Source organism: Streptomyces sp. WMMC1477 (genome assembly GCF_027460245.1).
Taxonomy (GTDB): Bacteria; Actinomycetota; Actinomycetes; order Streptomycetales; family Streptomycetaceae; genus Streptomyces.
Genome location: NZ_JAPZBD010000003.1, coordinates 4,257,495 through 4,279,521, shown reverse-complemented (window position 1 = coordinate 4,279,521; position 22,027 = coordinate 4,257,495). Strand labels below are relative to the sequence as shown.

19 protein-coding genes are annotated in these 22,027 nt (G+C 71.8%); 4 read left to right on the top strand and 15 right to left on the bottom strand.

Annotation, left to right across the window (positions count from 1 at the left end; all coding sequences use genetic code 11):
* Positions 1-181: 181 nt before the first annotated feature.
* On the top strand, positions 182-1,453 hold the full coding sequence (locus O7609_RS19225; protein WP_269735755.1) for an ATP-grasp domain-containing protein: 1,272 nt from the start codon (positions 182-184) through the stop codon (positions 1,451-1,453).
* Positions 1,454-1,500: 47 nt separating this feature from the next.
* On the opposite strand, the gene O7609_RS19220 is transcribed toward O7609_RS19225, so the two are convergent.
* From O7609_RS19220 to O7609_RS19175, 10 genes are all read right to left on the bottom strand, one after another.
* Positions 1,501-1,758, bottom strand: a complete 258-nt coding sequence (locus O7609_RS19220; protein WP_269735756.1) for an acyl carrier protein — start codon at positions 1,756-1,758, stop codon at positions 1,501-1,503.
* On the bottom strand, positions 1,755-3,443 hold the full coding sequence (locus O7609_RS19215) for an AMP-binding protein (RefSeq protein ID WP_269735757.1): 1,689 nt from the start codon (positions 3,441-3,443) through the stop codon (positions 1,755-1,757). Before O7609_RS19215 ends, O7609_RS19220 begins: the two co-directional genes overlap by 4 nt.
* A gap of 54 nt (positions 3,444-3,497) precedes the next feature.
* Complete coding sequence (locus O7609_RS19210; protein WP_269735758.1) at positions 3,498-4,709, bottom strand: MFS transporter; 1,212 nt, start codon at positions 4,707-4,709, stop codon at positions 3,498-3,500.
* Positions 4,706-5,929, bottom strand: a complete 1,224-nt coding sequence (locus O7609_RS19205; RefSeq protein WP_269735759.1) for an ATP-grasp domain-containing protein — start codon at positions 5,927-5,929, stop codon at positions 4,706-4,708. The genes O7609_RS19210 and O7609_RS19205 overlap by 4 nt, the downstream gene beginning before the upstream one ends.
* Positions 5,930-6,164: 235 nt before the next feature.
* On the bottom strand, positions 6,165-7,154 hold the full coding sequence (locus tag O7609_RS19200; RefSeq protein WP_269735760.1) for an alpha/beta hydrolase: 990 nt from the start codon (positions 7,152-7,154) through the stop codon (positions 6,165-6,167).
* Positions 7,151-8,065, bottom strand: coding sequence for a carbon-nitrogen family hydrolase (locus O7609_RS19195; RefSeq protein ID WP_332328074.1), 915 nt, complete (start codon positions 8,063-8,065; stop codon positions 7,151-7,153). The genes O7609_RS19200 and O7609_RS19195 overlap by 4 nt, the downstream gene beginning before the upstream one ends.
* 22 nt (positions 8,066-8,087) lie before the next feature.
* Complete coding sequence (locus O7609_RS19190; RefSeq protein WP_269735761.1) at positions 8,088-8,864, bottom strand: hypothetical protein; 777 nt, start codon at positions 8,862-8,864, stop codon at positions 8,088-8,090.
* A gap of 26 nt (positions 8,865-8,890) precedes the next feature.
* Entirely contained in the window at positions 8,891-9,634 is a 744-nt protein-coding gene (locus O7609_RS19185; protein WP_269735762.1) for an SDR family NAD(P)-dependent oxidoreductase, read from the bottom strand.
* Between the two features lie 6 nt (positions 9,635-9,640).
* Positions 9,641-11,011: a hypothetical protein gene (locus O7609_RS19180; protein ID WP_269735763.1), complete on the bottom strand. Its 1,371-nt coding sequence runs from the start codon at positions 11,009-11,011 to the stop codon at positions 9,641-9,643.
* Positions 11,008-12,153 (bottom strand): hypothetical protein, encoded by a 1,146-nt coding sequence (locus tag O7609_RS19175; protein ID WP_269735764.1) that lies wholly within the window; start codon positions 12,151-12,153, stop codon positions 11,008-11,010. Before O7609_RS19175 ends, O7609_RS19180 begins: the two co-directional genes overlap by 4 nt.
* Positions 12,154-12,519: 366 nt before the next feature.
* Here O7609_RS19175 and O7609_RS19170 point away from each other — a divergent pair, with 366 nt between their 5' ends.
* Positions 12,520-13,506 (top strand): alpha/beta hydrolase, encoded by a 987-nt coding sequence (locus tag O7609_RS19170; RefSeq protein ID WP_269735765.1) that lies wholly within the window; start codon positions 12,520-12,522, stop codon positions 13,504-13,506.
* Positions 13,507-13,661: 155 nt separating this feature from the next.
* On the opposite strand, the gene O7609_RS19165 is transcribed toward O7609_RS19170, so the two are convergent.
* Positions 13,662-14,687, bottom strand: coding sequence for an ATP-dependent 6-phosphofructokinase (locus O7609_RS19165; protein WP_269735766.1), 1,026 nt, complete (start codon positions 14,685-14,687; stop codon positions 13,662-13,664).
* A gap of 229 nt (positions 14,688-14,916) precedes the next feature.
* Between O7609_RS19165 and O7609_RS19160 the strand changes: the two genes are divergently transcribed.
* On the top strand, positions 14,917-16,122 hold the full coding sequence (locus O7609_RS19160) for an acetate/propionate family kinase (RefSeq protein ID WP_269743950.1): 1,206 nt from the start codon (positions 14,917-14,919) through the stop codon (positions 16,120-16,122).
* A gap of 54 nt (positions 16,123-16,176) precedes the next feature.
* The gene (gene pyk, locus O7609_RS19155) at positions 16,177-17,604 is read left to right on the top strand and encodes a pyruvate kinase (protein WP_269735768.1); all 1,428 of its coding nucleotides are present in this window, start codon (positions 16,177-16,179) and stop codon (positions 17,602-17,604) included.
* Positions 17,605-17,699: 95 nt separating this feature from the next.
* Here pyk and O7609_RS19150 read toward each other — a convergent pair whose 3' ends face one another.
* The 4 genes from O7609_RS19150 to O7609_RS19135 all read right to left on the bottom strand — a co-directional run bounded on the left by O7609_RS19150 (position 17,700) and on the right by O7609_RS19135 (position 21,920).
* Complete coding sequence (locus tag O7609_RS19150; protein WP_269735769.1) at positions 17,700-18,977, bottom strand: hypothetical protein; 1,278 nt, start codon at positions 18,975-18,977, stop codon at positions 17,700-17,702.
* The gene (locus tag O7609_RS19145; RefSeq protein ID WP_269743949.1) at positions 18,967-19,608 is read right to left on the bottom strand and encodes a DUF6114 domain-containing protein; all 642 of its coding nucleotides are present in this window, start codon (positions 19,606-19,608) and stop codon (positions 18,967-18,969) included. Before O7609_RS19145 ends, O7609_RS19150 begins: the two co-directional genes overlap by 11 nt.
* 104 nt (positions 19,609-19,712) lie before the next feature.
* Complete coding sequence (locus tag O7609_RS19140; RefSeq protein ID WP_269735771.1) at positions 19,713-20,351, bottom strand: DUF6230 family protein; 639 nt, start codon at positions 20,349-20,351, stop codon at positions 19,713-19,715.
* 594 nt (positions 20,352-20,945) lie between these two features.
* Positions 20,946-21,920: a tetratricopeptide repeat protein gene (locus tag O7609_RS19135; protein WP_269735772.1), complete on the bottom strand. Its 975-nt coding sequence runs from the start codon at positions 21,918-21,920 to the stop codon at positions 20,946-20,948.
* Between the last annotated feature and the right edge of the window lie 107 nt (positions 21,921-22,027).

The following is a 22,027-nucleotide window of genomic DNA, read 5'->3' as shown; positions in this document are numbered from 1 at the left end:
CAAAACGGACCACGCGGTTGACGCATGTGACCTTCCTCACCGAAATAGCCGTGAAGTCAACTACCTTACACAACAAGGAAGTTGACATTTCATTCACTATCGGGTCTGATCGGGAATCCCCGCGGACCCGCCGTCGGCCCCTGTTCGCGGAGCTCGATCCGACAGAACGGACCTGACCGGAATGACTTCTCGCCATATCGCCCTGGTCGATACGTACGCGCTGTCCCAGCGGCTGGCCGCGGGATTCGCGTCCGCGGGGTTCACGCCCATCCGGGTGCAGAGCACTCCGGAGGTCCCGGCGCTGTACGAGGGAAAGCCGGACCCGCACCCCTACGCGGCGGAGATCGTGCACCACGGCGATGTGGCCGGGACGGCCGAGCAGGTGGCCGCGTTCCGTCCGCTGGCGGTCGTGGCCGGGGGTGAGATCGGCGTGGAACTGGCCGACGCGCTCAGCGAGCACCTCGCCGAGGAGCTCGGCCTCCCGACCAACGGCACCGCCCTGAGCCGGGCGCGGCGGGACAAGTTCGCGATGATCGAGACCGTCAAGTCCCACGGGCTGCACGGCGCGGAGCAGATCCGCGTCTCCGACGAGGACGAACTGGCCGAGTGGCACCGGAAGCTGGGCCGCCGGGTGGTGCTCAAGCCACTGCGCAGCGCCGCCAACGACGGGGTGCAGTGGTGTGACACGCCGGAGGAGTCGGTCCGCGCCTTCCGCCGGCTCTCCGGCCGCCGCAACATCTTCTCCGAGCCCGGCGACGGCGTGGTCGCGCAGGAGTACCTGGTGGGCGCCGAGTACCTCCTCAACACCGTGAGCCGGAACGGCAGGCACCACGTCTGCGACATCTGGAAGACCTACCGGATCAGCGCCAACGGCATCCGCGACCTGGCCGTCGCCGTCCACCTGCTCCCCCGCCGGGGCGCGGTGCAGGAGCAGGTCGTCGACTACGGCTTCCGGGCGCTGGACGCCCTGGGCATCGAGCACGGCCCCGCCCACGTCGAGGTCAAGATGACGCCGGAGGGCCCGTGCCTGGTGGAGCTGGGGGCCCGGGTCTCCGGCCTGGACCTGCCCGGCTACACGGCCCGGGCCACCGGTGAGTCACAGATCAACTGGACGGTGGACGCGTACACCGACCCCGAGCGGTTCCTCGCGCGCTGCGACGAGGACTACGTGATGCGCCGCAGCGTGGCCTGGGCGGGCATGGTCTCCCCCGTGGGCGGCAGGCTGCTCGGCTACCGGGGCCTGGAGGAGCTGCGCGGCCTGGAGAGCGTCGAGGACGTGCGGGTGCTGGTCGCGCCGGGCGACACGCTGCACCCCACGGTGGACGACTCCACGTACCCGATGTCGATCTCGATGGCCCACGACGTGGACGAGGTCCTGCTGCGCGATCTCGGCACCGTCCGCTACCTGGACGGCCGCGGCTTCTACGACGTCGAGGCCGTGCCCGCCGGGTGACGGTCCACCGGGCACGGGGTCCCGTGTCACCGGGACCCCGTGCCCGGTCAGGCGGCCGCCTGGGCCTCGCCGATCGCCCGGGCGATGCCGCTCACCGTCAGGTCGTCCAGGATGTCCTCGGCCTCCAGGTAGACGTCGAACTCGCCCTCGATCTCGGTGAGCATGGCGATCAGGAGCAGGGAGTCGCCGCCGAGTTCGGGGAAGGAGACGTCGTGCGGCACGTCGTCGCGTTTGAGCAGCTTCCGCCACAGCTCGGCGACCTGGGCCACCGGGGTGTCGAGGTCCGCGGTGCGGTGTTCCGTCATGCCTGACTGCCTTTCGTGCGGGAATCGGGCCGGGGGAGGGTTTCCAGCCGGTCGGCGGTGGCCTGGCGCACCGCCTCACGGTTGACCTTGAGGTTGCGGTTGAGCAGCGGGCTGTCGGGGGCGAGCGGCCCGGGCAGGAGGCCGATCCCGCGCACGGCCTGGGCCGCGCCGAGTTTCGCGTTGAGCTGCTCGACGCGCGGCCGCAGCGAGCTCCGGACGGCGTCCTCGTCGCCCTCGTACCAGAGCACGGCCGCCATGCCGCCCCCGTCCCCCAGGGGGTACAGGCAGGCCTGCGTCACGCCGCGGGCGCGGGCGAGCTCGTCCTCCAGGTCCTCCGTCTGGAGCTTCTGTCCGCCCGTGGTGATGATGAGGTTCTTCCTGCGGCCGCGCAGGAAGAGGTAGCCGTCCTCGTCGAAGGCGCCGAGGTCGCCGGTGGCGATGGTGTCGTCGCCGCGGAGCACGGCGCGCACGCCGTCGGCGGGCTCTCCCTCGTAGCCGACGCACAGGTGCCGGTCGTGCCGGACGACGACCTCGCCGTCGTCGGTGATCGCGACCGTGCCCGGGAAGACGGGGCGCCCCACGGAGCCGATCCGGTTGGCGCCGCGCCGGTTCCAGGTCAGGTAGCCGATCTCCGTCATCCCGTAGATCTGGTAGAGCTCGAAGCCGGTCCTGGAGAAGAACTCCAGCATGCCGTCGCGGACCGGGGCCGAGCCGACCAGCATGAGCCGCATCGCCCCGCCGTACATGCGGTGCAGCTCGCGGAAGACGAGCCGCCGCCAGCGGCGGCGCAGCCCGGGCGAGGGCAGCAGGTACGCCAGGGAGGCCGCCGCGTCGAGCGCGGCCCGCCGGCGCGGCGGCATGTTCCGGTAGCGGTTCTCGACGAACTCGTAGAAGTTCGGGGGGCCGAGAAGGATCGTGGGCCGGGTCTCCGGCAGCGCGGGCAGGAACCGGCCGACCGTCGTCAGGACGATGTCGCAGTCGTTGCGCATGGCCAGGTAGCACAGGTAGCGCTGCTGGAAGGTGGAGAGCGGCAGCGCGATCATGAGGCGGTCGTCGGGCCGGAACGGGTAGGCCGCCGTGTGGGCCTCGATCAGTTCGCGCACGCCCGGCCAGGCGATGTGCAGGCACTTGACCCGCCCCGCGGTGCCGGAGGAGAAGGCGAGAGTGAAGGGCTCCGGCCCGTCGGCGGGGACGCGCTCTCCCGCCGGGCTCGGGGCCGGGTCGCGCGGGGTGACGGCGAGGGGCTGGTCGAGGACGGTCTCGAGCGGTGCCACGGCGGCGTCCTCGGAGCGGCCGCGGGCCTCCTTGCCCGCGAACACGGCAGCGAGCCCGTAGGTCTCGACGACCTCCCCGTTGTCCCGCCCCTTGAAGTCGGGGACGGGGATGGCTACGGGGGTCGCCCCGAGCTCCAGCAGGGCCAGGTCCAGCACGAGCCACGGGTAGGAGTTGTGGCCGCGGATGCCGACGCGCATGCCCGCACGGAAGCCGTGGGCCTCCAGGCTCTTCGCGAGGGCCGTCACGTCGTCCAGCACCGCGCGCCAGGAGACGAACCGCGCCCCGTCGCGGTCGAAGACGCGGACACCGCCCGAGGTGCTGCGGCGCAGCCACTCGAGGACGACCCGGGGGCCGTCGGAGTGGTCGTGGCGCGGGAGACCGGCGCCTGCCGGGGCCTGCTGTTCACGCATTGCCTTCTCCAAGCTGGGGGTGCCGACGTGCACGGGCCGGGGGTGCGCCGTCCGTCAGCCCGGGCTGCGGGCCCAGCGGCTGACGCCGAGGAAGCCGAAGCAGGCCAGCAGGCCCACCACGGAACAGCTCAGCCACAGCAGCCCGGTGCCGATGCCGTAGAGGTACGTGCCGACGGCCGGTCCGAGGCCGAAGGCCACGGCCTGGACGGTGGCGAGATAGCCCTGGTAGAGCCCGACCCGGTCGGGCGGGGAGAGCGCGGCCGTGGCGCTGCTGACGACGGGCGAGAACAGCATCTCGCCCACGGTCCAGACGCCGACCGCCACGGCGATCAGCCAGTACGGGCCTGCCACGCCCGTGAGCACGATGCCGAAGGTCATCAGCAGGGTGCCGATCGCCGCGGGAATCCACCAGGGCACCCGGCGGGTGAGCCCGCTGAGGGGCATCTCGAAGAGGATCACCAGCCCGCTGTTGAGCGTCAGCAGGAGGGCGTAGGCGCTGGCGCTGTGGCCCTCCTCGACGGCCAGCGCGACCGTGGAGGTGTACTGCACGTACACGGCCGTGATGGCGATGATCGAACCGTAGAAGAGGATCAGGCGCAGCGGCGGGAGGCCGCCGCCCGCGGCCCGCCGCGCGTCGGCCGTACGCGCCCGGGACGGGACGGTCGGCAGACCCAGCCAGAGCAGCAGGCTGAACGCGGCGTAGGTGCAACTGCTGATGACGAAGAGCGTCTTGAGGTTGTCGTTCGCCACGGTGGCGGCGATGAGCGGCCCGAGGGTCGAGCCGAGGTTCAGCGCGAGCCGGAAGAAGGCGAAGATCGGGACCCGGTCTTCCTCCTTCGTGTGGTCGACGAGCAGCGCCGAGGCGGCCGGCAGGTAGGCCTGCGCGAACAGCGCGGTCGCGAACACGCCGCACAGGGCCACCGGCCGGTTCGGGGACATGCCGATGACCGCGAGTCCGCCGGAGGCGAGCACGGTCGAGCCGACCAGGGACGCCTTCCGGGACAGCCGGTCCGAGGCCCAGCCGCCCAGCAGCGAGCCCATCGGGGTGGCGATGCCGACCGCGAGCAGGATGAGCGGCATCTCCTGCGTGGTGAAGCCGAGTTGCTTGAGGAAGAGCACCAGGAAGGTGGCGAAGAACGAGCCCGCCCGGTTCAGGAAGACACCGGCCACCAGGACCCAGACGGGCCGCGGGGCGTCGCGGACGACCCGGAGCACCGAGCGCCGCTGCTGTGGCCGGTCGGTGCCGACCGCCTCGTCGGTACTCATCGAGCGCTCAGCGGCTCGCCTTCGATCACGACACCCGCCTCCACCGCCCGGCGGCGTCGCAGGCACTCGTCCCGGTCGGTTCCGCTGACGACGGCGAACCCCATCCGGGAGAGGAAGCCCTCGGGCGGCAGCCGTACCTCGGTGCCGGGCGGGAGGAAGGCGACGAAGCGGTCGAGACCGGGGTAGGCGTCGGGGGCCTCGGCCAGCCGCACGTCGCCGAGCCGCATGGCCTGCGGGGGGTAGATCATGGTGATGGCGGCGGTGCCGTCGCCGGGCGCGGACAGGTCGGGCTCCCGGCCCACCGCGATGTCGGCCGCGGCCCCGGCGAGGTCCACGCCGTGGGCGAGCGCGCCGAGGTGCGGGATGAGGTCGCCGCCGAGCCGGACGTTGATCTCCACGATCCGGGGGCCGCGGCTGGTGAGCCGGAACTCCGCGTGGGTGACGAGGTTGTCCAGGCCGGCCGCCTTGTGCGCGGCCGCGACCAGCTCCAGGGCCGCGTCCAGATCGGGGTGCGGCCTGGCCGGCACCACGTGCCCGAGCTCCTCGAAGTACGGCGCGAAGCCGATCTCCTTCTCCGCCACGACCAGCGGAACGGCCGTCCCCTGCCAGACGGCGCAGTCGGCGCTGTACTCGGGGCCGTCGAGGTACTCCTCGACGAGCACCCCGTCGAGCCGGGAGACGGTGCCGTCTCCGGCCCGGGCGGTGTCCGCCGTGCCGAAGGCGTCCAGCAGGTCCGCCTCGGTGTCGGCGCGGACGACGCCGATGCTGCCCCCGAGGGCGCGGGGCTTGAGGACCACGGGGTAGCCGATGTCCGCCGCCGCCCGGCGGGCCGTCTCCACGTCGTGGGCGACGGCGAAGCGGACGGGGCCCAGGCCGGCCTCCGTGAGGCAGGTGCGCAGGGCGCCCTTGTCCTTGCACCGGCGGACCGCCTCCGGGTCCGTGTGCGGGACGCCCAGCTCCCGGGCGAGCCGGGCCGCCGGCTCGACCAGCGCCTCGTCGTAGGTCAGCACGCCGTCCGGGGACTCCTCCCGCGCGACGGCGAGCAGCCGCTCGGAATCCTCGGCGTCTATTCGGTGGAATCCCTTGACGTAAGGCTCCTGCCAGGACAGGTCCCTGCCCTCGACAAGAATGACGTCGACGCGCTCACTGATCGCTTTGAGCGCGTAGTCGCGAAACGGCTGACCGCCGCTGCCGATCAGTAGCAGCTTCTTCCTGCTCATACAGCGTACCCCACCACAGGCCTCGATTGACTGTCAATCATTCTTATACACCAGGGAGTTGCGTATATCAGCGCCCCGGAAACGGGCTTCTCGGGGCCATCTCGGGAGCCGGGGAATTCCAGCCGTTTCCCCGGCCGCCCCGACGTGGAATCCCCGCGCCGCAAAAGCCCGGCCGACACCGTCCCGCACTCCCGAGGGGGAGGGCGTGGCCGCGGGGACGGTGACCGGCCCGGCCTCACCCGAGGGCCGGGTCGAGCGGCCGGGCGCCCGTGGCCCGCACGAGCACGGCGCACTGCTCGTCGAGCGCCCGCCGGGTGACCGTCGCCTCGGCCGCCGCCGCGTCGAACCCGTGGAACGTGCCGGGAAAGTGATGGATCTCGACGGGAACGCGCGCGGCCAGCAGTCGCCGCGCGTAGACGAGCCCCTCGTCCCGCAGCGGGTCGAACTCCGCCGTCATGACATAGGCGGGCGGAAGTCCGCTCAAGTCCTCCGCCATGGCCGGGGCGGCATAGGGGGACACGGTTTCCGGCGTACCGGAACCCAGGTAATGGCGCCACATGTGGACGTTGTTGCGCTGGTGCCATCCCGGGGTGGAGTCGAATTCCTTCATCGAATCCGTGGTCATGCGGTGGTCCGTGACCGGATAGAGCATGAGCTGGTGGACGACGCGTGGCCCGTCGAGGTCGCGGGCCGCCAGCGAGACGGCCGCCGCGAGGGCACCGCCCGCGCTGGTGCCGCCCACGGCGACGCGCTCGCGGTCGATGCCGAGTTCGGCGGCGTTGCCCGCGGCCCACACCAGGACGTCGTAGCAGTCCTCGAAGGCGGCCGGGAACGGGTGCTCGGGAGCGAGCCGGTAGTCGACCGAGATCACCACGATGCCCGTGCGCCGGGCGATCTCCCGGCAGCGGGCGTCCTCCGTCTCCAGGTCCCCCGTCACGAAGCCGCCGCCGTGGAAGAAGAGGAGGGCCGGTGCCGGCTCCCCGGGCCCGGGCGCGGCGTAGACGCGGACCGGTATGCCGGCTCCTGCCTTGCGTGCCGGCGCGGTGCGGTCGGTGACCGCCACCTCGTCCCGTGGCGCCGCTCTGCCGCGCATCGCCTTGGAGATCCGGTAGGCCCGGGCGAGCGCCGCGCGCGCCTCCCGGGGGAGGGCGTAGTCGAGGTCGGGCTGCAGCCCGGCGGAGCGGGCGAGTTCCGGGTCGATGCCCTCGGGCACGGTCAGGGTCACGGGCGGTTCCTCAGCGGCTGCGACGGAGCGGGCGGGACAGGACGGGACGGAGGCGGGCCACCGGCGCTCTCCGGCCGGTGCGCGGACGGGGCCGGGCCGTCCCCCGGGACGGGGGCGGGGCCGGGGCCCGCGCCGGGGACGGGACGCCGGTCGTGGAAGGCGGGGAACTCGGCCCGGGTCCGGCCCACCTCGGCCGGGTCGAGGTCCAGGGTGAGCGTCCCGGCCTCGTCTCCGGCCTCCGCGAGGACGGTCCCCCAGGGGTCGACGACCATGCTGGTGCCGCCCACCGCGACGCCCTCCTGCCGCCCGGCGGCGTTACAGGCGAGCAGGAACGCCTGGTTCTCCAGGGCTCGGGCCCGCACCAGCAGGCGCCAGTGCCCGATCCGGGACGCCGGCCAGGCGGCGGGCACGATCAGCAGCTCGGCGCCGTCGTCGGCGAGGGCCCGGAACAGCTCGGGGAAGCGCAGGTCGTAGCAGGTCGCCAGGCCCGCCCGGCCGAGCGCGGTGTCCCGCGCCCGCACGCTGTCCCCCGGGGCGAGCAGCTCCGCCTCCCGCGAGCGGTATCCCAGCAGGTGGAACTTGCGGTAGGCGTGCAGGAGTCCGCCGTCCGGCCCGAACAGCAGGCTCGTGTTGTGGAGCCGGCCGTCCGGGCTCCGCTCCACCACGCTGCCCGCGTGCAGATGGACCGAGGCCGTCCGGGCGGCCTCGCCCAGCGCCCGGACGGTCGGGCCGGTCAGGGGCTCAGCCGTCTCCTCGTAGGCGTCGAAGGCGAAGTAGCCGGTGGCCCACAGCTCGGGCAGGACGACGAGGTCCGCGCCGCGGTGGGCGACCACCCGGTCGCACACCGCCGCGACCCGCCGGGGGAAGGGCTCCCGGCGGTCCACGTCGAGTTGGAGCAGAACAGCGCGCACCACTGTCTCCCGTCGCGGTCGCTCAGCGGATCCTGCTGATGATGAGGAAGGCGTCGAGCGGGCCGAGGGTGCCGCGGAACATGGCGTCCAGCTCCGGGTCCCCGGTCGTCGGCAGCTCACCGTACAGCTCGTCCAGCGCGTCGTAGGCGTTGCGCAGGGTGAGCGTGGACGGCTCCAGGATGTGCCGCTGGCCCAGCCAGGTCGCCAGGCTGACGCCGCAGGCCGCGACGTCCGCCGGCAGCGGGGTGCTCGGGTGCGGGAAGACGGTGCCGCCGTCGACGAGGCCGCGCATGAGCCGGTAGAAGATCGGGCTCTCGGTGCGCGCCGTCAGATAGACGGGCAGCTCGCCCGGGCAGCTCGGCAGCACCGCCTCGGCGACCCGCTCCCCCATCAGCTTGCGCATGGTGCCCTTGGACTGGCGCCGGGGCACCATGCCGGTGGAGTCGAGGTAGACGATGACGCGTTCGTCGAACCGGAGCAGATGGTGCCCGGTCCAGCCGACGATGGCGCCCTCCTCGTCGGCGACGAGCACGAACTCCGCCAGCCGCTCCAGGTAGCCCTCCTTGCTCCGCTGCGCCCAGTAGGGCGTCATGTCGGCCTCGAAGGACTGGGTGGTCACCGGGACCAGGGCGTCGTAGACGCGGTGGTGCGCCGAGACGCTGAGGTTCTGCCGGGGGTTGTCCACGACGTAGGCGGTCAGACCGCCGTCGAGGGCGGTCGTCCGGCAGCGCTCCAGGGCCTCCCCGAGCACCTCGGTGATCAGGGGAAGGCCGTGGGCGACGGCCGCGGTCGAGGTCATGATGGCTTCCTTTTGGTTCTGACCTGTCAGGCGAACATGGTTCCGTGGGCCGACGCCGTACCGCCGGCCAGTTCGCCGCCGTCGACGACGAGCTGCTGGCCTGTGACGAACCTGGCTCCGTCGGAGGCCAGGAAGAAGAAGGTCTCGGCGATCTCGGCCGGGTCGGCGTGGCGGTTGGCCGGGATCTTGGCATTGACCTCGGCGAACATCGCGTCCGTGTACTCGGCGCGCTGCATCGGCGTCATCACGTAGCCGGGGCTGACACAGGCCGTGCGCACGTGGGGGGCCAGCTCCAGGGCCAGGCTGCGGGTCAGGGCCAGCACGGCGGCCTTGGAGGCGTTGTAGTCGGCGTAGTAGGGGTAGCCCGCGGAGGCGTTGGTGGACGCCGTGGCCAGCAGCACACCGCTGCGCGCCTCGATCATGTGACGCGCAGCGGCCTGCCACAGTGCCATGACGCCCATGACGTTGATGTCCATCAGCTGCCTGATGTCCTTCTCGGTCATCTCCACGAAGGGGCGGCGCAGGCTGATGCCCGCGTTGGCGATGACGACGTCGACGGAGCCGTGCTCCGCGACGACGCCGTCCACCGTCTGTCGTACACCGGCCCAGTCGGTGACGTCCGCGTGGAGCCACTGCCCCACCGCGTCGCCGGGAGCGGGTTCGCTGAGGTCGAGGTTGACGACGTGGTCACCCGCTTCGGCGAAGCGGCGCGCGGTCGCGAGGCCGATTCCGGACGAGGCTCCGGAGATGACGACAGTTCGAGCGGTCATATGTCCTTATCCGAAGGTGTAGGAGAGGTCGGTGGGAGTGGAGCCGAAGTGCTCGGCCAGGGTGTCGTAGTAGTACGCCGCACCCTTGGCCAAGGCCGAGCGTAGCCGGGCGAGTTGTGCCCCGTCGGCGTCCCAGAGCACCTCGTGCAGGGTGCGCACCAGATCCTCCAGGGTGGGACGCGACTTCTGCAAGAAGCACCGCTTGGCGGGGAAGTCCGCGGCCTTGGCGTGCTGTTGGATCCAGCCGAGGGTGAGCATGGCCGCCGCGCTGTCGGCGAAGTGGTGGTGTCGCCGGGACAGATAGCGGATCAGCTCGGCGGCGAAGGCCGTGTCGAGCGCCTCGCCCGCCCCGCCGAGGGCCTCGGCCGTGAGCAGTCCGAGCGTGTCGGCGTAGGCCTCCTCCAGGGCCATCCGCTCGAAGTGCTCGAGCCCCTCGGCGGACCGGCCCTCGTCCGGTACCGAGGCGCGGCGCCAGAAGTGCCCGAGGTCGTGGCAGCGGAACCAGCGCAGCGACATGCGCAGCGCCTCGTCCAGCCGCGCCTCGTCCGGCGCGTCCGTCACCCCCCGCAGCAGCTCCAGCGAACACCGCCGGAGCCGTTCGCGGTGGACGTTGGCGAAGACCACGGTGAACTCGGGTCCGAGCACCGTGGACCCCGCCGCCTCCAGCGGGAAGAAGTGGGCGAAGTTCTTGTGCCCGGACACCGACTCGCCCCCGGCCAGCAGCAGGTCGGTGATCTGCATGGTGGGGTGGACCTCCTGGACGGAGCGCACCGGCCCGCCCAGGACGCGCGCCGCCTCCGCGCGGACCGCGTCGACCCGCGAGCTGACCTCGTCCACCTCCGCCTGGAGGCCGGCGTCGGGCACGGCCACCAGCAGGGCGACCGGGGAAGCCACGTCCCGGGTCGCCCAGGTGTTGATGGGGCCGCAGTACAACCACGGTTCGCCCGGCCGCGGCTCGTAGAGGGTGACGGGCTTCCACTCCCGCGTGACCACGTGGTCGGCCAGCCGCTGGGCTGCGGTGCGGGCGTGCTCCACGACGGCGCGGGTGGCCGGGCCCCGCTCCGCGTCGGCGAAGCGCAGCAGCGTGTCCGCGGCCGTCGTGAGCAGGGCGTCGATCCGCTCGGCGTACTGCGGGTCGTCGCCCGAGAGGGACGGCGCGTCCAGCGCGCTGACGCTGTCGAACAGCTTCTTCACCCGGACGAGGTGCCGCCAGCCGTCGGGGAAGTTCCGGCGCAGTTCCGCGTACTCGGGATCCATCCGGGACACGGCGACGACGGGTTCGTCGCGGTGCCAGTAGGGGTACCCGTGGATGGTCTGGCGCAGGGGTATGTCCAGGGTCGCGCTGTGCGTGGGGTGTTGCTCCGCGGTCGTACTCACCCGCGGCCTCCGGCCTGTTCCACCGCGAGGGCGCTCCCGACGGGGGTCCGCGGGTTCGGCTGCGCGGCGGGCTGGGCAGCGGGGGCCTCGTCGACGGGCACGAGCGAGACGGACCACTTCTTGCGGTCGGCCAGGAAGGCGAAGACGTGGCCGAGGTACTGGACGGTGAACCACAGCGGCAGGAAGGCGGCGAAGGGCGGGGCCTGGCCGGTCTGGATCCAGCCGATGACGGCCCAGGTGACCACGCCGGTCGCGGCGTTGAGGGCGACCGTGGTCGACAGGTCGGTCTGCTGCTGGCCCCAGTCCGAGGCCCGCGGCTTCAGCCACGCGCCCAGGATCAGGCCGGTGACGACGGCGCCGAGGAGGCCCGCGCCACCGGCCTTGAGCATGTCCGTACCGGTGACGGCGTGCGCGCCGATGAGGAAGTGGTACATGACGCCGAGGCCGATGCCGACGACGAGGCCGGGCAGGTGCATGGACGGCTTGCGCCAGTGCTGCGGTGCCGCCATCTCCAGGTCGGCCGCGCCCTTGGCGTTGCGGTAGACCGGCGGGAGGATCAGGCCGGTGCGGTCCAGGTACGGGCGGTAGGCGTCACCGGCCACGGCGAGGAGGCGCTTGTCGTACAGGATGCTGCCGATGATGTTGTAGATGTTGATCACCACGGCCAGCACGAGCAGATCGGTGGTCATGGTCGGCAGGAGGAAGAACATGCCGAAGAAGGCGGTGTGCACCGGGAAGCGGATCCAGCGGCGCGTCCCGACCTTCCAGTTGATCAGCTTGGGGCCCTGGGCGCCGGCGGTCTGCGCCACGAGGGTGGTGGAGCCGAAGGCCAGGCCGCAGTCGTACTCGAACAGGTGGAGCTGCCAGTACCAGAGCCACGAGGCCGCGACGAGGGCGTACATGGCGACCATCGCCGCGCCGGACAGTTCCCACACCACATCACCGGTGTGCTGCCACAGCGAGGCCGCGACGAGGATGTACACGACGTTGGCCAGGGACTCGACGGAGCGCCAGGCCAGCGCCTCCATGCCGGTCCTGGCCTTGACGACGCGCTTGACGCGCAGCGTGGCGAGGACGGAGTGCTGCACTCCGAACCCCACGACCAGCAGCGCGTCCACGAGGAGTTTCACGGACGATTCCACGGAACACTCACCCCTCCGGGCAAACGAGTGACAGATTGTGTCTGCGTTCCATTTGGACGTTGCGCGAATTACGACTCCACCGAACAGCTGCGGAGTGTGCGACGGAGAGTAGCCTTCAAGGGTCGTCAAAAAGGTTGACTCGACGTCGCACCCCTGGAAGCTACCCAGCGTGTGATCAGTGGTCAATGGATTTGGCTGGAATCCGCTGCCCCACCGGAACGCGTCGCTCGGCTTTCGGGCGGCGGCCAGCGGAAATATGACCGGAGTTCATGAGTGCGACATATGCCGCAGAGGACGCAAACCTCGCGGAACAACCGGGACGGCCTGACTACGGTTCGTCACGGCGCCCGCGCTACAGTCCGGCCCATGACGTCAACAGAAGACATTTCAGAGCTACTTGACAACGACCTGCGGGATGCCGAGCGGCGGCAGCCCTTCGTGTCCTTCGATGATCCGCTGAAGGCCCGCCGCAATTTCCGGCGGGCGGTCGCCCTCTCCAGGGCTCTGCGCGGCCCGGCCCCGGAACAGGACGACGTGACGATCAGGAATACCGTTGTCGCGGCCGCGGACGGTGGCAGGGAAATCCCGGTCCGCATTTACGAACCGAAAAACAGAAACAGCACCGCACCGCTTCCGGTGCTGGTTTACCTTCATGGCGGGGCGTTTGTCGCGGGTGATCTGGAGACGGAACACGACCGCTGTGTTCGCTACGTGCGGGAGGTGGATTGCGCCTTGGTTTCCGTGGAATACCGGCGCCCGCCCGAGCATCCCTTCCCGGCACCGGCCGAGGACGGCTACGCCGTCGTGTCCGAGGTCGTGCGGACGGCGGACACGCGCGGCTGGGACGGCACGCGCGTCGCCGTGGGGGGCAGCAGCGCGGGGGGCAACCTCGCCGCGGCGGTCGCCCTCATGGCCCGGGACCGCGGGGGCCCCGCCCTGGTGCTCCAGCTGCTCCTGTACCCGGCCCTGGACGACCGGCTGGAGAGCGGTTCCGTCCAGCGCTTCCGCCGCGCCTCGGGCTGGGACGTCGAGGACAGCCCGCACATGTGGCGCCACTACCTCGGGGGCGAGCCGGAGGCCGAACCGCCCCCGCACGCGGTGCCGGCCCGGTGCGACGACTTCCACGGCGTCGCTCCCGCCTACCTGCTGGTGGCCGAGGTCGACGCACTGCGCGACGAGGGAATCGACTATGCCTGCCGCCTGATGCGCGATGGCGTCCACGTCGAACTCCACTGCTATGCGGGGGCATTTCACGGGTTCGAACTCGCCGCCCCGAACGCCGCGGCCAGTCGCCGCGCGCACGCGGACCAGGCGGCCGCCCTGAGAGCGGCTTTCACCGTGCGCGCCGGGTGAGTCACGGAATTCCCACAACTCCTCCACCTTTCCGGCGGGGAACGCGCGGCCGCACCCGTGCGCGCTCCGCCCGGCGCGCGGGTGCCACCGCGTGGCGCCACCCACCCGGCGCCGTCCCGGCCCCGGCGCGGACCGGCCTGCGCCCCCGCCGAGGCTCAGAAGACGGCTTCGGTCTCGTCCATCCGGGCCTGGGGCACGGTCTTCAGCACCCGGGTGGCGTCGGCGAGCGGCGCCATGACGATGTCGGTGCCGCGCAGGGCCGTCATCATGCCGAAGTCGCCGCGGTGCGCCGCCTCCACGGCGTGCCAGCCGAAACGGGTGGCGAGCACGCGGTCGTAGGCGGTCGGGGTGCCGCCGCGCTGGACGTGGCCGAGGATGACGGGACGTGCCTCCGTGCCGAGGCGGTCCTCCAGCTCGCGGGCGAGGCGGTTGCCGATGCCGGTGAACCGCTCGTGCCCGTACTGGTCGATCACGCCCTTCTCGTAGGGCATCGTGCCCTCGGCCGGGCGAGCGCCCTCCGCGACGCACAGGACGGCGAACTTCTTACCCCGGGAGAAACGCTCCTCGATCATCTTGCACAGCGCGTCGATCTGGAACGGCCGCTCGGGCAGGCAGATGCCGTGGGCGCCGCCCGCCATGCCCGCCTCCAGCGCGATCCACCCGGCGTGCCGGCCCATGACCTCGACGACCATCACCCGCTGGTGGGACTCGGCGGTGGTCTTGAGCCGGTCCATCGCCTCGGTGGCCACCCCGACCGCGGTGTCGAAGCCGAAGGTGCGGTCGGTGGCGGAGATGTCGTTGTCGATGGTCTTGGGAACTCCGACGACGGGCAGGCCCGCCTCGGAGAGCATGCTCGCGGCAGTCAGGGTGCCCTCGCCGCCGATCGGGATCAGCGCGTCGACGCCCAGGCGCGCGAGGAGTTCCTCACCGTTCGCGCAGGCCTCGGCCAGCCGGCCGCGTTCCAGCCGGGCGGAGCCGAGGATCGTGCCGCCCCGGGCCAGGATGCCCGCGACGGAGTTGAGGTCGAGCTCGCGGTAACGGCCGTCCAGCAGCCCCTTGTAACCGTCTTCGAAACCGATGACCGTGTCGCCGCGGTCGGCCACGGCCCGGTGCACGACCGACCGGATGACGGCGTTCAGGCCGGGGCAGTCGCCGCCGGCGGTGAGGACTCCGATACGCATGTGATCGCTACTCCTGATCGGGTGACGGTCCGATGGAGGGGGGATTGTTTCATGTTCTGAACACGGCCCACGGGGCTGTCCTCATGCTGGCCTTCACCGCGCGATATGTCGCCCTTCGCGCGTATCGTCTGCAGCGTATCCGGTTCCACCCGGGCGGAACCGGGTATCCGTGCGGTCGGTCACCGCCGGAACACGCGGTCGACCCCGTCGGCGAAGGGAAGGGCCCGGCATGACCGCCAGCCACGTCCTCGTCCTCAACAGTGGCTCCTCGTCCGTGAAGTACCAACTCTTGAACATGACCGACCGCACCCGGCTCGCGGTGGGGCTGGTGGAACGGATCGGTGAGGACGCCTCCCGGCTGGTGCACACACCGCGCGGCGGGGACGGGCGGGAGACCACGCCGCGCGTCCCCGATCACGAGACGGCGCTGCGCGCCCTGGCGAAGGAGCTGGAGCGGGACGGCCTCGGCTTCGGCTCCCCCCAGCTGGCCGCCGTCGGGCACCGGGTCGTCCACGGCGGGTCGCGGTTCACCCGGCCCACGGTGCTGGACGACGCCGTGCTCGCCGAGATCGAGCGGCTCACCCCGATGGCGCCGCTGCACAACCCGGCCAACCTCGGCGGCATCCGCGTCGCCCGCGCGCTGAACCCCCGGCTGCCGCAGGTCGCGGTCTTCGACACGGCCTTCCACGCGACGCTCCCGGAGCACGCCGCGCGGTACGCGGTCGACGTGGAGACGGCGGACGCCCACGGCATCCGGCGCTACGGATTCCACGGCACCTCGCACGCCCACGTCTCGCGCCGCACCGCCGAGCTGCTGGGCAGGGAGCCCGCGGAGGTGAACGTCATCGTGCTGCACCTGGGCAACGGCGCCTCGGCCGCCGCCGTCGCCGCCGGGCGCTGCGTGGACACCTCGATGGGCTTCACCCCTCTGGAGGGGCTGGTGATGGGCAGCCGCTCCGGGGACCTCGACCCCGCGGTGGTCACGTATCTGACCCGGACGGCCGGTCTGGACGCTGAGGCGGTGGACGAGCTGCTGAACCGGCGCAGCGGGCTCCTCGGCCTGTGCGGGGACAACGACATGCGGGAGGTCGTCCGCCGGATGGACGAGGGCGACGCCGCCGCCGAGCTGGCCTTCGGGATCTACGTCCACCGGCTGCGGAAGTACATCGGGGCGTACTGCGCGGTCCTCGGCCGGGTGGACGCGGTGGCCTTCACGGCGGGCGTCGGGGAGAACATGCCGCGCGTGCGGCGGGCCGCCGTGGCCGGGCTCGCGGAGCTGGGGCTCGCCGTGGACGAGCGGCTGAACCGCGAGCAGTCGTCCACGGCGCGCGTCATCTCGCCGCAGTACGCTCGGGTCGCCGTCGCCGTGGTGCCCACCGACGAGGAGCTGGAGATCGCCACGCAGACATATGCCCTGGTCAAGGATGCGGGGTGAGGCAGATCACCCCCAGTACGTTTGGCGTCTAAACAAAACGATAGGATCGACACCATGCGCCGTTCCAAAATCGTCTGCACCCTGGGCCCAGCCGTTGACTCCTTCGAACAGCTGAAGACGCTGATCGAGGCAGGCATGAACGTGGCCCGCTTCAACATGAGCCATGGCACCCAGCGGGAGCACGAGGAGCGCTACGCCCGGCTCCGCAAGGCCTGCGAGGAGACGGGCCGCGCCGTGGGCGTGCTCGCCGACCTCCAGGGGCCCAAGATCCGGCTGGGCACCTTCGCCGAGGGCCCGGTCGAGCTGGTCCGCGGTGAGGAGTTCACGATCACCGTGGAGGACGTCCCCGGCGACAAGACCATCTGCGGGACGACCTACAAGGGCCTCAACGGCGACGTCTCCAAGGGCGACCCCATCCTCATCAACGACGGCAACGTGGCCCTGCAGGTCACCGAGGTCGACGGGCCGCGGGTCCACACGATCGTCATCGAGGGCGGCGTCGTCTCCGACCACAAGGGCATCAACCTGCCCGGCGCGGCGGTCAACGTCCCGGCGCTCAGCGAGAAGGACGTCGACGACCTGAGGTTCGCCCTGCGGATGGGCGCCGACATGGTCGCCCTCTCCTTCGTGCGGGACGCCTCGGACGTGCGCGACGTGCACCGGGTGATGGACGAGGTCGGGCGCCGGGTGCCCGTCATCGCCAAGGTCGAGAAGCCGCAGGCCGTCGAGAACATGGAGCACGTCGTCCTCGCGTTCGACGGCGTCATGGTGGCCCGTGGCGATCTGGCGGTCGAGTATCCGCTGGAGCGGGTGCCGATGGTGCAGAAGCGCCTGGTGGAGCTGTGCCGCCGCAACGCCAAGCCGGTCATCGTGGCGACCCAGATGATGGAGTCCATGATCACCAACTCGCGGCCGACGCGCGCCGAGGCGTCCGATGTCGCGAACGCGATCCTGGACGGGGCCGACGCGGTGATGCTGTCGGCCGAGTCCTCGGTCGGCCAGTTCCCCATCGAGACCGTCAAGACGATGTCCAAGATCGTCATCGCGGCGGAGCAGGAGCTGCTCTCCAAGGGCCTCCAGCCGCTGGTGCCGGGGAAGAAGCCGCGCACCCAGGGCGGCTCGGTGGCCCGGGCCGCCTGCGAGATGGCCGACTTCCTCGGCGCGAAGGCGCTCGTCGCCTTCACCAAGTCGGGCGACACGGCGCGGCGGCTCTCGCGCTACCGGGCCGAGCAGCCGATCCTCGCCTTCAGCGAGGACCCCGGCACCCGCAACCAGCTCACGCTGAGCTGGGGCGTCGAGACGTTCGTCGTACCGCACGCGGAGAACACCGACGCCATGGTCGACCTGGTGGACCGGGAGCTGCTGAAGCTCCAGCGGTACAGCGAGAGCGACGTGATGATCATGACCGCCGGCACGCCGCCGGGCGTCCCCGGCACGACCAACATGGTCCGCGTCCTGCACCTGGGCCAGGGCAGTCACTGACCCGGCTCCTCCCGGGACGAAGGAGGCCGGGCCCGCCGCGCTGTGCGGCGGGCCCGGCCTTTCCCACGCCGTGGGGCATGCCCCGGCCGCGGGCCTCAGTCCGAGTACAGGCGCATGCCCGGGATGGTGAGGGTGCCGCCGAACTGGGCCGCCTGCGTCACGTGCACGTCGGTGAAGACGGCGTAGGGCACGTTCAGCGGCGGCGGCGTCTCGGGGCTGAACGTCACCGGGATCAGCCCGAACAGGTTGCCCTTCAGCTCCTCGGTGTACATCGTCACCGTGCCGCCCCGGAAGGTGGACGTCGAGCCCGGCTCCGCCTGCACGTGCGACGTCGTGCCCTGGGGGCCCACCACCAGCTGGTGCAGATTCCCGATGTCCACGGTGTCCGCCGTGAACTTCAGCGCCTTCTTGACCTTGCCGCCGGCCGTCCTGACCTCGACGATGCCGTGGTAGTCGAGCCCGCGCAGCACCAGCTTGGAGGACTCCAGCCGCCACGGCTCGTCGGGCAGCAGCGGGATGCCCTGCTCCAGCTCGGCGTTGGCCAGCGCCTCCGGGTCGTGGGTGGGGCAGGGGAAGGGCTGCTTGCCGTCGGCGTCCGGCTGGGGCTGCTGCTCCCGCGTCACCCCGTCCGTGACGTCCTCGGGCAGCTCCTCGACGTCGGCACCGGCCTGCTCGGCGGCGTCGCGGATCGCCCGCTCCGTCTCGTCCACCGCGTCGTCGGCACGCTCCACCGTGTCGTCGACCGTCCGGGTCACCGCGTCGGTGCCCTCCGGCTCGGCCGCGGGCTGCGCCACCGTCTCCTGCTGCGGCTCGACCACGGCCTCCGAACCGCCCTGCGGCGCGGTGGACCGCTCGTCGCCGCCGGTGAAGAGATCCTCCAGCGCGTCGCCCAGGCCCAGCGGGTCCCAGGGGTTGTCCGGCTCCGGCTCCGGCTGCGGCTCGGGCTCCGGTTCCGGCTCGGGCGCCGTCTCGGTGGGCTCCGGGGCCGGCTCCGGCTCCGCCGGCTGCTCTGGGGCCTCGGACTCCCCGGCACCGCCGTCCTCGCCGTCCCCTTCGCCGTCGCTCCCGTCCTGGCCCTCGCCGGTCTCCCGCTCCGGCCGCTCCGGCTCGGGCTGGCTCCCCTCGTCCGGCTGGGTGACGCAGGGTCCCGGCGCGAAGGGGTTCACCGGCTCGTCGGCCAGCGCCAGCTTGGGCGTCAGTCCCATGCCGAACAGCAGGGCGCTCGGCATGGCCGCGAGCGCGATGGCCCGTCCCGCGGGGAGCTGCACCCTCATCAGCAGCGACCTGCGCGGCGCCGCGTGGCGCGGGCCCGTGGCGCGGCCGCGGAGGGCCTCCTGCCCGGCCTCGGGCCCGGGCTTGTCGTCACGCTGCACTGATCTTCCCCCCGCTCGGTTCGGCCCCGGCGACGGCCGGCTCACGGGCCGTCTCCTCGCGTGCCTCCTCCCCGGACGCCTCGGCCTGCCCGGCCTCCGGCCGCGCGGACTTCGACGGCTCCGGCTCCGGCCGCTCGGTCGCCGCCGGTTCGGGCGCCTGGTCCTCGGCGTCCCCGGCCGGGGTCGCCGACGTCCGCGCGGGGTCCTCGCCGTCGTCCTCGCCGCTCTCGTCGGCCGGCTCGTGCGGCGCCCACGACACGGACAGGGCCCCGCCGACGAGGGCGAGCAGGAAGCCCATGAAGAACCCGCCCAGGTTGGAGATGGGTATGGATATGAGGGCAAGCAGGATGGCGGCCACGCCCGCGAAGACCCGGACCACCTGCTGGAACCACATCGTCAGGCCGAGCGTCACCAGCAGCACGCCGATGATCAGTGAGCCCGCTCCCGCGGTGGTGGCCATCGTCAGCGTCATGTGGCCGAGGTTGAGGTTGGCGTAGGGGAAGTAGGCGATCGGCAGACCGCCCAGCAGGGTCAGCAGACCCGCCCAGAAGGGCCGGCTGCGCCGCCAGGCGCGGAACCGCAGCCGCCAGTCGGTGAGTCGGCCGCGGAGACCCGGAGACTCGGCGCTCATGGAAAACAGCTCCCTGGAACCGGCAATGCCGTGGTGAAGGTGGAGAGAGGTGCGGGAGACGCGGGTGGGGGCCGCAGCCGGCCCCCACCCGCGTCAAGGGGTGCTCAGTAGCATTCCTTGACGCCCTTGTGCAGGCGCAGGCTCAGGTTGCTGAGCTCGAAGGTGCCCGCGGTGGTCGCCCACGCACGCTGCTCGACGTCAGTCAGCAGGACCTCCTCGGCCTGCTGCGCGAAGCCGAACGGGTTGACGCGGTCCTCGGTGCCCGGCTGGATGCCCGGCCCCTTCTTCGCGTCCTTCGTCGCCACACCGATGTCGATGTTGGTGAAGGTCGCGTCGGCGTCCAGGTCGGCCACGTCCAGGTAGAGGTTCTTGGCCTTCACCGGTGTGTCGCCGGTGCCCGCGGTCAGGTTGAGGCTGACGGAGCCGATGAACGGCACGTCGGGCGTGACGACGGACTGGCACATGTTCGTGATCTCGGCGCGCTTGAAGCCGGAGACCGCGACCGGGTGGTTGGCCTTGTTGCCCTTGAGGTCGTATCCCTCGGTGTAGCTGCCGTACTGAACGAAGTCGTAGCCGACGAGCTTGTCAGCGCTCACCTTGAACGACTGGCCGGAGACGCTGAACGACGCGGCGAGCGCACCCTGGGCCAGACCGATGCCGACCGCCGCCGTGGCCGCCAGGCTCGGCACCATGACGACGGCGAACCGCTTCCATCTGGTCCCGCCACGAACTTGGGACTTCATGACTTTCCTCCTTCTCGGACGTACATCCCGTCAGCCGGCCCGCGACCGGTACTGGGATGGGAGAAGTGCTACGCCCTCGGGAAGGAGCGCCGACGGGGTGACGACGTGAGACGTGCGTCGGACTGCCGGCGATCACCCCCGAGCGACAACCACAGGCCGTGCTCGCGCACGGCCGGGGGACAGGCTCCGCCGCCGAGGCGGAGACCCCCCTGTCCACACTCCACCGGGGCGGGAAAGGCCCCGGTCGCTCGGTGGGGACTCCGTTCACGCCGGGCTCCGGATGGCTGCCGGGCTGCGTTCACGAACCGAGCGTGGCGATCGTCGTCCATCAACGGGGGACGGCACAAGGGGCTCGTTACTTATGAGTAACGGAGAGATGAAGGAAACGGCGCGGGAACGTCTCGCCGGGCACCGTCCGTAGCCAGCGGTATGCGCTGCTATGAGGTGATTTCTCGGCGCGCACTCGGACGTAGGGAAGTGGCCGACTTACCAGAAGTAACAGCGACCGCGTTCACCAAATTTTGGCAAAGCGCGGTCGCTGTTTGTCGCTATGTCGCGAGGTCGAGACGGACTCGACGCGAGCGGCCTCCGGCGTCAGAAGAGCACGCGGGCGAGCGCGCCGCGGGCGGCGACCACCCGCGGGTCCTCACCGCCGATGACCTCGAACAGCTCCAGGAGCCGGACCCGCACGGCCTCCCGCTCGTCCCCCGCGGTGCGGCGGACCGTCTCCACCAGGCGGCCGAAGGCGTCCTCGACGTGGCCGCCCACCAGGTCCAGGTCGGCGGCGCGGAGCTGCGCCTCGACGTCGCCCGGACGGTCGGCGGCGTCCTTGCGGACCTGGGCTGCGTCCAGCCCCTGCACCCGGCCCAGCAGCTCGGCCTGGGCGAGTCCGAGCTTCGCCTCCAGGTTGCCCGGATCGTCGGAGAGCACGTTCCTGTAGGCCTGGACCGCGCCGCCCAGGTCACCGGCGTCCAGCGCGGAGTGCGCCGCCGCCAGCGCCGGGTTCGCGGGCGGCTCCGGGGCCGCCGGGACCGCCTGCTCCTCCGCGCCCGGCTCGACGGGGGCGCCCTCGATCCCGAACTGCTGCCGGGCCGCCTCGACGAGCTGGTCCAGCACCTGCCGGACCTGCTGCTCGGGCGCGGCGCCCTGGAACAGCGGCAGGGCCTGGCCCGCGATCACGGCGAAGACCGCCGGAATCCCCTGCACACCGAACTGCTGGAAGAGCATCTGGTTCTGGTCGACGTCGACCTTGGCGAGGACGAACTTCCCGGCGTACTCGTGGGCGAGCTTCTCCAGGACGGGCCCGAGCTGCTTGCACGGCTCACACCACTCGGCCCAGAAGTCGATGACGACGGGCACCTCGGCCGAGCGCTGGAGGATCTCGCTCTCGAAGGTCGCCTCGTCGACGTCGATGACGACGCGGCCGCCGCCGGCCGGGACGCCGCCGCCCTCATCGGCGGACGCGGCACGCTGGGCGCGGGCCTCCTCCGCCTTCTGCCTGGCCTCACCGGCCGCCTTCACCGCGGCGAGGTCGACCACTCCGCTCATGGACATGTTGCGTGGCTGCATGGGAACAGTCTCCCCCCTTCGCGCGGTGTTGTGTGCCGGGTCCCCACCCGGCGTCGTGGTCGTCGCGAGGATGCCGTCGCTGACACGGCACGTCATTTCGCTACGGG

Coding starts and splice junctions, on each gene's coding strand:
- O7609_RS19145 (WP_269743949.1), bottom strand. CDS start 19,608: ATGAGCGCCGAGTCTCCGGGTCTCCGCGGCCGACTCACCGACTGGCGG.
- O7609_RS19165 (WP_269735766.1), bottom strand. CDS start 14,687: ATGCGTATCGGAGTCCTCACCGCCGGCGGCGACTGCCCCGGCCTGAAC.
- O7609_RS19210 (WP_269735758.1), bottom strand. CDS start 4,709: ATGAGTACCGACGAGGCGGTCGGCACCGACCGGCCACAGCAGCGGCGC.
- O7609_RS19205 (WP_269735759.1), bottom strand. CDS start 5,929: ATGAGCAGGAAGAAGCTGCTACTGATCGGCAGCGGCGGTCAGCCGTTT.
- pyk (WP_269735768.1), top strand. CDS start 16,177: ATGCGCCGTTCCAAAATCGTCTGCACCCTGGGCCCAGCCGTTGACTCC.
- O7609_RS19215 (WP_269735757.1), bottom strand. CDS start 3,443: ATGCGTGAACAGCAGGCCCCGGCAGGCGCCGGTCTCCCGCGCCACGAC.
- O7609_RS19225 (WP_269735755.1), top strand. CDS start 182: ATGACTTCTCGCCATATCGCCCTGGTCGATACGTACGCGCTGTCCCAG.
- O7609_RS19220 (WP_269735756.1), bottom strand. CDS start 1,758: ATGACGGAACACCGCACCGCGGACCTCGACACCCCGGTGGCCCAGGTC.
- O7609_RS19170 (WP_269735765.1), top strand. CDS start 12,520: ATGACGTCAACAGAAGACATTTCAGAGCTACTTGACAACGACCTGCGG.
- O7609_RS19185 (WP_269735762.1), bottom strand. CDS start 9,634: ATGACCGCTCGAACTGTCGTCATCTCCGGAGCCTCGTCCGGAATCGGC.
- O7609_RS19135 (WP_269735772.1), bottom strand. CDS start 21,920: ATGCAGCCACGCAACATGTCCATGAGCGGAGTGGTCGACCTCGCCGCG.
- O7609_RS19140 (WP_269735771.1), bottom strand. CDS start 20,351: ATGAAGTCCCAAGTTCGTGGCGGGACCAGATGGAAGCGGTTCGCCGTC.
- O7609_RS19160 (WP_269743950.1), top strand. CDS start 14,917: ATGACCGCCAGCCACGTCCTCGTCCTCAACAGTGGCTCCTCGTCCGTG.
- O7609_RS19190 (WP_269735761.1), bottom strand. CDS start 8,864: ATGACCTCGACCGCGGCCGTCGCCCACGGCCTTCCCCTGATCACCGAG.